Annotated in this window: 13 protein-coding genes; 8 read left to right on the top strand and 5 right to left on the bottom strand. The window is 66.9% G+C overall.

The features are described from left to right. On the bottom strand, positions 1 to 1,470 hold a 1,470-nt coding region (gene fliF / locus HMPREF9710_RS17850), incomplete at its 3' end, for a flagellar basal-body MS-ring/collar protein FliF (RefSeq protein ID WP_005668617.1). Between the two features lie 19 nt (positions 1,471 to 1,489). After that, on the bottom strand, positions 1,490 to 1,831 hold the full coding sequence (gene fliE / locus HMPREF9710_RS17855) for a flagellar hook-basal body complex protein FliE (protein WP_005668618.1): 342 nt from the start codon (positions 1,829 to 1,831) through the stop codon (positions 1,490 to 1,492). Between the two features lie 332 nt (positions 1,832 to 2,163). Between fliE and HMPREF9710_RS17860 the strand changes: the two genes are divergently transcribed. Genes HMPREF9710_RS17860 through HMPREF9710_RS17895 form a run of 8 tightly spaced genes read left to right on the top strand, consistent with a single transcriptional unit; the run spans position 2,164 to position 9,705 of the window. Further along, complete coding sequence (locus HMPREF9710_RS17860; RefSeq protein ID WP_005668620.1) at positions 2,164 to 3,099, top strand: FliM/FliN family flagellar motor switch protein; 936 nt, start codon at positions 2,164 to 2,166, stop codon at positions 3,097 to 3,099. Between the two features lie 5 nt (positions 3,100 to 3,104). After that, positions 3,105 to 3,455: a FliM/FliN family flagellar motor switch protein gene (locus HMPREF9710_RS17865; protein ID WP_218918210.1), complete on the top strand. Its 351-nt coding sequence runs from the start codon at positions 3,105 to 3,107 to the stop codon at positions 3,453 to 3,455. After that, positions 3,452 to 4,228 carry a flagellar type III secretion system pore protein FliP gene (gene fliP / locus HMPREF9710_RS17870; RefSeq protein WP_005668623.1) on the top strand — a complete coding sequence of 259 codons (777 nt, stop codon included), beginning with the start codon at positions 3,452 to 3,454 and terminating at the stop codon, positions 4,226 to 4,228. The genes HMPREF9710_RS17865 and fliP overlap by 4 nt, the downstream gene beginning before the upstream one ends. 31 nt (positions 4,229 to 4,259) lie before the next feature. Continuing rightward, the gene (gene fliQ, locus HMPREF9710_RS17875; RefSeq protein ID WP_005668624.1) at positions 4,260 to 4,529 is read left to right on the top strand and encodes a flagellar biosynthesis protein FliQ; all 270 of its coding nucleotides are present in this window, start codon (positions 4,260 to 4,262) and stop codon (positions 4,527 to 4,529) included. Further along, complete coding sequence (gene fliR / locus HMPREF9710_RS17880; RefSeq protein ID WP_005668625.1) at positions 4,530 to 5,321, top strand: flagellar biosynthetic protein FliR; 792 nt, start codon at positions 4,530 to 4,532, stop codon at positions 5,319 to 5,321. Continuing rightward, entirely contained in the window at positions 5,311 to 6,450 is a 1,140-nt protein-coding gene (gene flhB / locus HMPREF9710_RS17885) for a flagellar type III secretion system protein FlhB (protein ID WP_005668627.1), read from the top strand. Before fliR ends, flhB begins: the two co-directional genes overlap by 11 nt. Beyond that, the gene (locus tag HMPREF9710_RS17890; protein WP_005668628.1) at positions 6,447 to 8,549 is read left to right on the top strand and encodes a flagellar biosynthesis protein FlhA; all 2,103 of its coding nucleotides are present in this window, start codon (positions 6,447 to 6,449) and stop codon (positions 8,547 to 8,549) included. Before flhB ends, HMPREF9710_RS17890 begins: the two co-directional genes overlap by 4 nt. A 43-nt stretch (positions 8,550 to 8,592) precedes the next feature. Continuing rightward, positions 8,593 to 9,705 (top strand): DegT/DnrJ/EryC1/StrS family aminotransferase, encoded by a 1,113-nt coding sequence (locus HMPREF9710_RS17895; protein ID WP_005668630.1) that lies wholly within the window; start codon positions 8,593 to 8,595, stop codon positions 9,703 to 9,705. Between the two features lie 92 nt (positions 9,706 to 9,797). Here the strand turns inward: HMPREF9710_RS17895 and HMPREF9710_RS17900 are convergent, their stop codons facing one another. The 3 genes from HMPREF9710_RS17900 to HMPREF9710_RS17910 form a co-directional block, all read right to left on the bottom strand. Next, positions 9,798 to 10,652: a flagellin N-terminal helical domain-containing protein gene (locus HMPREF9710_RS17900; RefSeq protein ID WP_005668632.1), complete on the bottom strand. Its 855-nt coding sequence runs from the start codon at positions 10,650 to 10,652 to the stop codon at positions 9,798 to 9,800. Between the two features lie 143 nt (positions 10,653 to 10,795). Beyond that, positions 10,796 to 11,680, bottom strand: coding sequence for a hypothetical protein (locus HMPREF9710_RS17905; RefSeq protein ID WP_005668634.1), 885 nt, complete (start codon positions 11,678 to 11,680; stop codon positions 10,796 to 10,798). Between the two features lie 110 nt (positions 11,681 to 11,790). Next, positions 11,791 to 11,964 (bottom strand): flagellin (locus tag HMPREF9710_RS17910; RefSeq protein ID WP_005668637.1); only part of this gene is annotated, 174 nt, incomplete at its 5' end.

Here is an 11,964-nt window from a genome sequence, read left to right on the forward strand (position 1 = left end):
GGCGGCTGCGGCGCCCGGTGCGCCCGGCAGGGCAGGGGTGGCCGGCGCCAGCGGCGGCTGTTGCGGCGCCAGGCGCGTGGTGACGGCGCGCAGCAGCGGGCGGGCCAGCAGGAAGTAAGCGAGGATCGCGCCCAGCGCCCACAGGGCGTAGCTGGTCATGTCGACCACGTTGTCGCGTTCCTGCCACCATTCCTGGGCCACGGGCGCAGCCGGGAAGTTCAGGCTCGAGACGGCCAGCACGTCGCCGCGCGCGGCGTCGATGCCCAGGCCGCCGGCCAGGATGGTCTTGATGTTGGCCAGTTCGGCCGGCGTCCAGGCCTGGCCGTTGGCGGCGCTGGCATTGTTCAGCACCACCGCCACCGACAGCTTCTTGAGGCGGCCGCGTTCGCGCTTGATCTGGGTGATCGCACGGTCATAGGCGTACTGGCGGGTGGTGGCGTTCTTGCGCGCGCTGCCGTCCTCGCCGTTCCCGCCCGGCGCCTCGGTATCGAGCGCATCCGGATTGGCCGGCGCCGGCGGGCGGTTCGACAGGGTGCCGGGCACGCCCAGCGCCATGCGGTTCTTTTCCATCTCCTCGCGCATCGCCTCGCTGGTGACCTTCGGCGCTTCGCCGTATTTTTCCTGGGTCTCTTCGATGCGGTCGTTGTCGACCGCGGCGGTCACGCTGAGCTTGTAGTTGTTGACGCCCAGGATCGGCGCCAGCAGGTCGTTGACGTTGGCGCGCACCTCGTCGGTGTAGCGCTTCGAGGCCGCGTCGCCCTGCGTCGCGCCTTCGAATCCATCCTCCAGGTCGACCCGCGACGACAGGAAGTTGCCGGCCTGGTCGACCAGCGACACGCGCTGCGGCTTGAGGCCGGGCACGCTGCCCGAGACCAGGTTGACGATCGCCGCCACCTGCTCGTTCGACAGCGCGCGGCCGGGTTTCACCGAGACCACCACCGAGGCCGAGTTGCCGTCGGTAGTGGCGGTCACGAAGGAGCTGGTCTTGGCGATCGCCAGGTGAACCCGCGCCGACGCGATCGCGTCCATGGTCAGGATGCTCTGCGCCAGCTCGCCTTCCAGGCCGCGCCTGAAGCGCACGTCCTGCACGAACTGCGACACGCCCAGCGGATCGTTGCGGTCCATCAGTTCCAGGCCGGCCGGCAGCTGGGCGGTCACGCCCTTGGCGGCCAGCAGCATGCGCACCTTGCCCAGCGCGGCGGCCGGGACCATCACCTGGCCGCTCTCGGGGTGCACACGATAGGGAATCTGTTCGGCTTCGAGCACCGACATCATGTCGGCGGCGGCGACTTTTTCGCGCGCGCCGAACACCGGCTTGTAGCTGGACTGGTCCTGCCACAGGTACATCATGATGGCGGCGGTGAGCGCCACGGCCAGGCCGAGCATCAGCGGCAGGTTGTTGCGCAGCAGGGGCGGCAGCGAGGGCAGGGCCAGCTTGCCGCCGACGGCGGACTTGAGGGAGGAGATCACGGGAAGTTTCGCTGTATGGTTAGACCGGGAGCTTGATCAGCTCGTCGACGGCCGTCATGACCTTGTTGCGTACTTGCATCAGCATCGAGAACGACAGGCTGGCTTGCTGGCTGGCCAGCATCGCGCCGACCAGGTCGTCGCTCTTGCCGGACTCGACTGCGGCCACGCGCGCGCCGGCCGCCTGGTCCTGGGCGTCGACGTTGGCGATGGCCTGCTTCATCACCTGGGTGAAGGAAAAGGCGTTGCCGGATTCGGCGCCGGGGTTGGCGAAGGAAGTGGCGGGGGCGATCGCCAGGCGATTCGCGTCGTTGGTCAGTTGCGCCAGGTCGGCCCGGATCAGGCCGGCAAGTTCAGTTGCCATCGTGGTTCCCATGTAAAAACGTTGTTGTTTGCGAGCGACAAAAAGTTGCGGATTTTCGGCTTTTGCTGGCCCGGTCAGTCGTGAAATTCTTAAACATCGGTCAACGAACGAACGTTTGTTTTTTCCGTTTGTCTTCTGTCCTTTCCCTTCGTCTCTCCTCTGGGAAACCGGGAAAGTGGGGCGAGTTGTTGCGATGCGACAGCACGATATTACCGTACGGCAAGTTGGAAATCAAAGAAGAATGTCAAAGCTACTGTATAAAACTTCCCTGTATAATTGTTGCCGTGGAGAATGAAAAGCTGTCATCGAAACGTAATTTTTAGTCAACAAACATGTCGATAAATCAACCAGATCGTGCGCGCGATTTCCAGGTGCTCGACCCCTGCCTGCTGGGGCGGCCGGTGCATCTGCTGCCGGCCTTCGCGGCGCGCCTGGCCGAGGCGCTCGGCGCCGCGATGGCTTCTCCGGGTGGGCGCCGCTACTGGGGCGCCTTCCGTCTCGAAAGCCTCGCCTTCGAGCGCGCTCCCGACGACCGCGCGCTGCGCTGGCTGGGCGTGAACGGTCCCTACGGACTGGCCGCCGTCGCTTTCGAACGCAGCCTGCTGCTGGACCTGCTCGAAGGCCGTTATGCGCGCCGCACGCAGGGGCCGCTGCAGGGACCGAATATTGCACCGCAGCGCGATCCCGGCCTCGAGCGCGTGACCGCCACCGAGGAGCGCCTGGCCGCGACCCTGGCCCAACAGGTGACGCGGCTGCTCGACGAGCAGGTGGCGCAAGGACTGGCCGCGGCCGGGACTGCCGCGCCGGCGCTGGCGCCGCAGCTGGCCAAGGGCGGCGCCGCGATCGTGCCGGCCGGCGCGCCGGGCAAGTCCGGCTGGGTGGTCCGCGCCGTGCTGCGCGCCCAGTACGGCCGGCGCGACACCGACGACCCCAGCCTGGCGGCGCCGGAAGGGCGCTTGTGGATCAGCCTCGATCACGGCCTGATGGCCCACGTGCTGCAGGGCCTGATGGCCGACCGCAACGGCATGCGCGGCGCGGTGCGCATGGCGCGCGAGCCGCTGGCATCGCACCTCCGGGTGAAGCTCGAAGGCCGCCTGGTGAGCAAGGAAGTGACCCTCGCCACGCTGTTCGGCCTGAAGGTCGGCGACGTGATCCCGGTCTCGGTCGGCCGCGCGGACGTGTTGCTCGACGATTCCCGCCTGTTCACGGCCGCGGTGGCCGAGCACAAGGGCAAGCTGTGTTTAACCTCATTTGAAGACGCCGAATAATGGACATGAATCTCAACGAGCAACTGGCTGGCGACGTGATCATCGATGATCTGGACGCCGTCGACGGGGCGGCCGCCACGGCCGGCCGCCAGGCCGGACGCCAGCTGCCGCAGATGATGCGGCGCATCCCGGTGACCCTGACCCTCGAGGTCGGGTCGGCCCGCGTCTCGCTGCAGGAACTGATGGACATCCAGCCATCGTCGGTGCTGCCGCTCGATTCGCTGGCCGGCGAGCCGCTGGTGATCAAGGTCAACGGCACCCCGATCGGGCGCGCCGAAGTGGTGGTCGCGGGCGAGCAGTACGGCCTGAAGGTGATCGACCTGGACGGCCTGAACCTGGACATGCTCGCGCCATGACGCGTGTCACCCGCAGCGCGCCGCCGGGCGCGCTGCTGCTCGGCGCGCTGCTGGGCGGCCTGCTGCTGTCGTCCCCGGCGCTGGCCCAGAACCAGGACCTGCTGGCCGGCGTCATCCCGGGCGCCGATGCGACCAGCTCCGGCATGAGCGTCAAGTCGCAGATCCTGGTCATCATGACCCTGCTCGGGCTGCTGCCCGTGATGATCATGATGATGACCTGCTTCACCCGCTTCGTGATCGTGCTGTCGCTGCTGCGCCAGGCCCTCGGCCTGCAGCAGGGCCTGCCCACCCGGATCATCACCGGCATCGCCCTGATCCTGACCATCCTGGTGATGCGTCCGATCGGCGAGCAGGTATGGAAAGAGGCGTTCCTGCCCTACGACCAGGACAAGATCGGCCTGGAGCAGGCGCTGCGGATCGCCGAAGTGCCGGTGTCGCGCTTCATGCTGGCCCAGACCAGCAAGGCCTCGCTGGCGCAGGTCGCGCGCCTGGCCGGTGAACCCGACTATGCGCAGCCGCAGCAGCACAGCTTCCCGGTCAAGCTGGCCGCCTTCGTGCTGTCCGAACTGAAGACCGCGTTCCAGATCGGCGCCATGCTGTTCATTCCCTTCCTGATCATCGACCTGGTGGTGGCGTCGGTGCTGATGGCGATGGGCATGATGATGCTGTCGCCGCTGGTGATCTCGCTGCCGTTCAAGCTGCTGCTGTTCGTGCTGGTCGACGGCTGGACGCTGACGGTGAGCACCCTGGTGGGCAGCATCCACGGCTACTAGCTGGCCATTCCTGTACGAGAGAGCGACGAACATGAGTCCCGATATCGCCGTCGACCTGGTGGTCGAGGCCCTGCAGATCGTGATGCTGCTGGTGATGGTGCTGGTCATCCCGGGCCTGGTCATGGGCCTGGTGGTGGCGCTGTTCCAGGCCGCGACCCAGATCAACGAACAGACCCTGAGCTTCCTGCCGCGCCTGCTGGTGACCCTGCTGGCGGTGATCCTGGCCGGCCACTGGATGACGACCCGGCTGATGGATTACTGCGTCTCGGTGTTCCAGCGCGCGGCGACCCTGGTGGGTTGAATGGGCATCGAGCTGTTCGGCTTCCTGATGCCGCTGATCGGCGCCCTGTGGTGGCCGTTCTGCCGCATCATGGCCATGATGGTCACCGCGCCGGTGATGGGCGACGGCGCCATCCCGGTGCCGGTGCGGGCGCTGCTGGCGATCGTGCTGTCGTTCCTGATGCTGCCGCTGACCACGCGCGCCGGCATGGCGACTCCCGATCCGTTCTCGCTCTCTGGCGTGGTCGCCATGTTCGAGCAGGCCGTGATCGGCGGCGTGCTGGGCCTGGCCCTGCAGTTCGCGATGGCGGCCGTCACCATGCTGGGCTTCCTGGCCTCGAGCCAGATCGGCTTTTCGATGGCGCAGATGAACGATCCGGTCAACGGTCAGGTGTCGGACGTGATCTCGGGCCTGATGTCGCTGGTGGCGATGCTGGTGTTCTTCGCCATCGACGGCCACCTGGTGCTGGTCGCGGTGCTGGGCCAGAGCTTCCATGTGTGGCCGGTCGGCTCGGGCGTGCCGCCGATGCTGCTGGAGGCGGTGGCGCTGAATGTCGGCTGGGTGTTCGCCGCCGCCGTGCTGCTGGCATTGCCGATCGTGTTCTCGACCATCGTGGTGCAGATGGGCTTTGGTTTCCTGAACCGGGTCGCGCCCAGCCTGAACCTGTTTTCGCTGGGCTTCGCGCTGGTCACGATCTTCGGCCTGTTGATGTTGATCCAACTGGTGCGCTTCATTCCCGAGCACTACGTGTCGATGACCAACCAGGTGCTCGAGATGCTGACCGAACAGATGAGGATGGCCCGTGGCGGATAACAACAGCGGTGGCGACAAGACCGAAAAGCCCTCGGCGCAAAAGCTCAGGAAAGCGCGCCAGGAGGGCCAGGTGGTGCGCTCGCGCGACCTGGCGACGGCGGTCGGCATCCTGATCAGCCTGAAGCTGTTCTCCTTGATGGCGCCCGGCTACCTGGAAGACATGCGCCACCTGTTCCGCCTGGTGTTCGTGCCCATGGGCGCGGCCGGCGACATGGAGAACGCGCTGTCGACCGTGTTCGGCGCCGGCGTGATGCTGCTGGTGCAGATGGTGCTGCCGCTGTTCTCGATCCCGCTGGCGATCGTGGTGGCCGGCGTGATCCCGGGCGGCTTCGTCGCCAGCGGCAAGAACCTGCAGCCCAAATTCAGCCGCTTCAGCCCCATCACCAACCTGGGCAACCTGTTCTCGCAAAAGCACTGGGTGGGTTTTTTCACCTCGCTCGGCAAGGCCGTCATGCTGGGCGTGGTGCTGTGGATGGTGTCGCGCGCCGGCATGAAGGCGTACGTCGAACTGCAGCGCATGCCGCTGCCTGATGCCATCGCCGCCGGCAGCGGCCTGGCCTTCGACGCCCTGATGGCGATGGTGGCGGTGTTCGTGGTGTTCGCCCTGGTCGACGTGCCGGTGCAGCACTTCCTGTTCATGCGCAACCAGCGCATGAGCAAGCAGGAGATCAAGGAAGAACACAAGAGCAACGAGGGCCGCCCCGAAGTCAAGCAGCGCATCCGCCAGCTGCAGCAGCAGCTGGCCCGGCGCAGCGTGCGCAGCACGGTGCCGACCGCCGACGTCGTGATCGTCAACCCGGAACACTATGCGGTGGCGCTCAAGTACGACACCGCGCGCGCCGAGGCGCCGTTCGTGGTGGCCAAGGGCGTGGACGAGATGGCGCTGTACATCCGCCGCGTGGCGAAAGAGAACAACGTCGAGACCCTGACCCTGCCGCCGCTGGCGCGCGCCATCTACAACACCAGCCAGGTGCAGCAGCAGATTCCGGCCCAGCTGTACCAGGCGGTGTCGCAGGTGCTGAACTACGTTTTACAACTGAATGCGTTCCGCACGGGCCGGCGCCAGGCGCCCCCGCGGTTCCCCCACGAGATGGACGTCCCATCTCATCTGAGCGAGAAACAAGCATGAACTTCACGAATACCATCAATGCCTTCGTCGGCGAGCTGAGACGGCACAAGTTCGCCGCGCCGGTATTCCTGATCGCGCTGCTGGGCATGATCATGCTGCCGCTGCCGCCGATCCTGCTCGACGTGTTGTTCACCTTCAACATCGTGCTGTCGCTGATCGTGATCCTGGTAGCGGTGACGGCCAAGCGTCCGCTCGACTTCTCGGTGTTCCCGACCGTGATCCTGGGCGCCACGCTGATGCGCCTGGCGCTGAGCGTCGCTTCCACCCGCGTGGTGCTGCTGCACGGCCACGAGGGCACGCATGCCGCCGGCCAGGTGATCGAAGCCTTCGGCAACGTCGTCATCGGCGGCAACTTCGTGGTCGGCCTGGTGATCTTCATCATCCTGATGATCGTCAACTTCATCGTCGTGACCAAGGGCGCGGAGCGGATCTCGGAAGTCTCGGCCCGCTTCACGCTCGATGCGCTGCCGGGCAAGCAGATGGCGATCGACGCCGACCTGAACGCGGGCCTGATCAACCAGGAACAGGCCACCACGCGGCGCAAGGATGTCGCGGCCGAAGCCGACTTCTACGGCGCCATGGATGGCGCCTCGAAGTTCGTGCGCGGCGACGCGATCGCATCGATCCTGATCCTGATCATCAACCTGGTGGGCGGCGTCGCGATCGGCGCCCTGATGTACGACCTGGCCCTGGGCGACGCCTTCCGCGTGTACGCGCTGCTGACCATCGGCGACGGCCTGGTGGCCCAGATCCCGGCCCTGATGCTGTCGGCCGCGGCCGCGATCCTGGTGACCCGCATCGGCGAATCGGGCGACCTCGAGCAGCAGGTCGGCAACCAGGTGCTGGCCCAGCCGGGCGTGCTGTACTCGGCGGCCGGCGTCATGCTGTTGATGGCGGTGGTGCCCGGCATGCCATGGCTGTTCTTCGCGCTGGCGGCGGCGGTGCTGGCCTTCGCCGGCTGGAAGGTTGGCGGCCGGATCAAGGCGCCGGACGTATCCGGCGTGGCCAAAATCGAGGCCGCGCTGCGGGATGAGCGCGCGCCCGATCTCGACTGGCAGGCCCTGCCGGTGGTGCAGCCGGTGACGGTGGCGGTCGGCTACAAGCTGGTCGGGATGGTCGACCGCGCCCAGGGCGAACCGCTGGTCAAGCGCATCAAGGGCGTGCGCCAGAGCCTGTCGGAACAGATGGGCATGTTGCTGCCGGCGATCGCGGTGCGCGACGACCTGGCGCTGCGCCCGACCCAGTATTCGATCAGCCTGTCCGGCACCGTGGTGGCCGAGGCCGAGGTGATGCCCGAGCACCTGCTGGCGATCCCGTCGCCGAACGTGTACGGCGAACTCGACGGCATCCCCGGCATCGAGCCGGCCTACGGCATGGCCATCACCTGGATCACACCCGACCAGAAGGCGCATGCGCTGGGCCTGGGTTACCAGGTGGTCGAGGTGCCGAGCGCCATCGCGACCCACGTCTCGAAGGTGGTGCGCGAATACCTGCACGAGCTGTTCCGCCACGAAGACGTGCCGGCGATCCTGGAGCGCCTCACCGCCCTGTCGCCCAAGCTGGCCGCGGCGCTGGAAAAGGCGCTGACCCACACCCAGCTGCTGCGCGTGTTCCGCGTGCTGCTGGCCGAGGGCGTGTCGCTGAAGGACATCGTGGTGATCGCCACCACCCTGCTCGACAGCTCGGAGACCACCAAGGATCCGATCCTGCTGGCGGCCGAGGTGCGCTGCGCGCTGCGGCGCCAGATCGTCTCGACCCTGTTCGGCAAAAAGAAGGAGATGCCGGCCTTTAACCTGTCGGCCGAACTGGAAAACATGCTGCTCGGTTCCCTGAACCAGGCGCGCCAGAACGGCGGCGGCAAGGTAGTGCTGGATAATTACCCGATCGATCCGCAACTGCTGTCTCAGCTGCAGATCAATATGCCGGTGGCGCGCGAGCAGATGAAGCAGCAGCACACGCCGCCGCTGCTGCTGGTGCTGCCGCAGGTGCGCCCGCTGCTGGCGCGCTATGCGCGCCTGTTCGCGCCGGGGCTGCACGTGCTGTCGTATAACGAGATTCCCGAGAACCGCGACGTGTCGATCGTGGGGACGGTGGGCTGACGCAGGCGGGGGCGCGGCGCCGTGTCCCCTGGAGGAGCAAAGCATGAGTGACGCGAAACCGATCTACGTGACCCAGCCGCATCTGCCGCCGCTGGAAGAGTTCTATCCCTACCTGCAGGAGATCTGGGACAAGCGGATCCTGACCAATGGCGGACCGTTCCACCAGCAGCTCGAGCAGGCCTTGTGCGACTACCTGGGCGTGGAGCACCTGGCCCTGTTCTCGAACGGCACGCTGGCGCTGGTGACCGCCCTGCAGGCCGCGCGCATCACCGGCGAAGTCATCACGACGCCATACTCGTTCGTGGCCACCGCCCATTCGCTGCTCTGGAACGGCATCACCCCGGTGTTCGCCGACGTCGAGCCGGGCAGCCTGAACCTCGACCCGGCGCGGATCGAGGCGGCGATCACGCCGCACACCACCGCCATCCTGCCGGTGCATTGCTACGGCCATCCCTGCGACGTCGCGGCGATCGAAAAGATCGCGGACAACTACAACCTGAAGGTGATCTACGACGCCGCCCACGCCTTCGGGGTCGAGGACGCCGGCGGCAGCATCCTGCGCCATGGCGACCTGTCCGTGCTCAGCTTCCATGCCACCAAGGTCTTCAACACCTTCGAGGGCGGCGCCATCGTCTGCCCGGACCGCCGCACCAAGCAGCGCATCGATCACCTGAAGATCTTCGGCTTCGTCGACGAGGTCACCGTCGTCGCACCCGGCATCAACGGCAAGATGAGCGAGATCAACGCGGCATTCGGCATGCTCCAGCTCAAGAGCGTGGACGCGGCGATCGAACGGCGGCGCCAGATCGATGCGCGTTACCGCGCGCGGCTGGCGCCGGTGGCCGGGATCCGCTGCGTGGACCGTGCGGGCGAGAAGGTCGCGAACCACTCCTATTTCCCGATCCTGGTCGAGCCGGAGTACGGCGCCAGCCGCGACGAGCTGTATCACCGCCTGAAGCGCCATGACATCCATCCGCGCCGCTACTTCTATCCCCTGATCACGGACTTCCCGATGTACCGGGGGCTGGCGTCGGCGCGCCGCGACAACCTGCCGGTGGCGACGGCGGCCGCCGCCAGGGTGCTGTGCCTGCCGATCTATCCGGCCCTGGCCGATGCCGACGTCGACCGGATCATCGACATCGTCGCGCACGGATGAGACGATCCGGCTGCGCCAATGAAAAAGGCCAACCGCGAGGTTGGCCTTTTTGCATTGGCGGACCCGGGAAGCCCGGGCCTGGCCGATGACGATTACTGCAGCAGCGACATGACCATCGACGACATGCTGTTCGATTGCTTCAGCATGGCGGTCGAGGCTTGCAGCAGCATCTGGTTGGAGGTCATGTTCGCGCTTTCGCTGGCGAAGTCGACGTCCATGATGGTGCCGGTCGCGGCCTTGGTGTTGGTGCTGATGTTGGACAGGTTATTGTACACGTGTTCCAGGCGGTTGGCGGCGGCGCCCAGGCCCGAACGGACCTTGCTCACCGCGTCCAGCGCGGTTTCCAGGTCGTCGATGGTGCCGTTTGCATTGGTGCCGGTCAGTTCGGTGCCGGTGGAAGCGGCGGTGTAGTTGGTCGAGACGGCCGAGGCGGCATCGGCCAGCGAGCTCATGTCGTCCGACAGGTCGATTTCCATGGTCTCGTCCGACGAGGCGCCGATCTGGAAGGTCATCGCGTTGGCGAGCGTGCCGCCGACCAGCAGGGCTTCGCCACCGAACTTGGTGTTGTCCAGGACGTTGGCCAGTTCCAGGCCCAGGGCATCGTATTCGGCCTGCATGGCGGTCTTGTCGTCGTCGGTCGACGACTGGTCGGCGGCCTGGGTAGCCAGGTCCTTCATGCGGACCAGCATGTTCGACACTTCGTCCAGCGCGCCTTCGGCGGTCTGCAGCATCGAGGTCGAGTTCTGGGTGTTGCGCATCGCCACGGTCATGCCCGAGGTCTGGGCTTTCAGGCGCGAAGCGATCTGCAGGCCGGCGGCGTCGTCCATGGCCGAGTTGATGCGGTAGCCGGTCGACAGGCGGGTCATCGAGGTCGACAGCGAGCTCTGGGTGCGCGCGATCGAATTCTGTGCGGACAGTGCGGCGTTGTTGGTGTGAAGGCTCAGCATGGTAACTCCTGTTGGTACTACATTATCTGGAAATTCGAGTGCGTCACTCGCTCTCCACTGTACAAGGCGGCCAGTTTCGCTACGGCATTAAATTCTTTTGAGAAATTTTCTCGAAAATATTTCATACCTGGATAGCGGCGCGCTCAGGCTTCCCGTGCGGGTTGCTCGACCGCCGGGAGCAGCAGCGCCAGCTCGGCCACCGCGCGGAACACCGCCGGGCTCAGGGCCTGGGCCACCGCCTCGGCATTGGTGCGCAGGGCGTGGCTGTGCTCGGTCGGTAGGCGGTCGCGGAACTGCCAGCGCAGCACCTTCAACCCGGCGCGGCCGAGCGCGCTTTCCAGCTCCGGCTGCAGCCAGCGCAGGCGCGTGAGGGTGCGCGCATCGGCCCCGCATAGCGTCAGTGCGACGCCTCCGGGCAGCGGTTCGACCTCGACCACGACGGTGCTGCCGTCGGCCAGTTGCAGCGCCAGGCGCAGGGCGGCGCGCAGGCGCCGGCGGCGTCCCGGCGGCTGGTCGGGGTCGCGCGACAGGACTTCCAGGTGCTGGGGCGCCTGGCCGGCGCCATGCACCGTGAAGCGCCAGGCGTCCGGATGGGCCGCCAGCAGCTCGGGCTGGCGCATCGCCTGGCCCACCACCTGGCCCTGTTGCGCCGCCGCCAGCAGGGCCGGCGACAGCTGGCCGGCGCTGCTGGCCAGGGCGCGGCTGGCCAGCTGGCTGCCGTGGTTGCGCACCTGGGTGCGCCAGGCGCGCGCCAGGCCGGCGGCGTCCATCTGCTGGTAGGCCAGCTGGCGCGCCATGATCGCCTGGTCGGGACGCATGGCCGTCCCCTCGGCGCCGGATTCCGGCGCCTGGGCCGGCGTGCCGGCGCCCGTGGACAGCGCTTGCGAGAACGGCAGCGGCGGCCCGTCGGCGCCCCCCGCGAGCAGGGCGACCGGGGCGGCCGCGGCGACGGCGCCGACCGGCAGCGCCGGCGTGGAAGGCGGCGTGACGAGTGGAGGCAGGGCGGGAAGGGAAGAGACGCTGGCCATGATGGACCCCGTTCAGGAATGTAAAAAAGGCCAACCGCAGGGGCTGGCCTTTCGCGTGTTGCCGGGCCGGGTCCGCTCGGAACCCGGCCGCAAGCCCGGTCTTGCGGTGATTACTGCAGCAGCGACATGACCATCGAGGACATGCTGTTCGACTGCTTCAGCATGGCGGTCGAGGCTTGCAGCAGCATCTGATTGGAGGTCATGTTCGCGCTTTCGCTGGCGAAGTCGACGTCCATGATGGTGCCGGTCGCGGCCTTGGTGTTGGTGCTGATGTTGGACAGGTT

Origin of the sequence: Massilia timonae CCUG 45783 (assembly GCF_000315425.1) — a bacterium.
Classification (GTDB): Bacteria; Pseudomonadota; Gammaproteobacteria; order Burkholderiales; family Burkholderiaceae_D; genus Telluria; species Telluria timonae.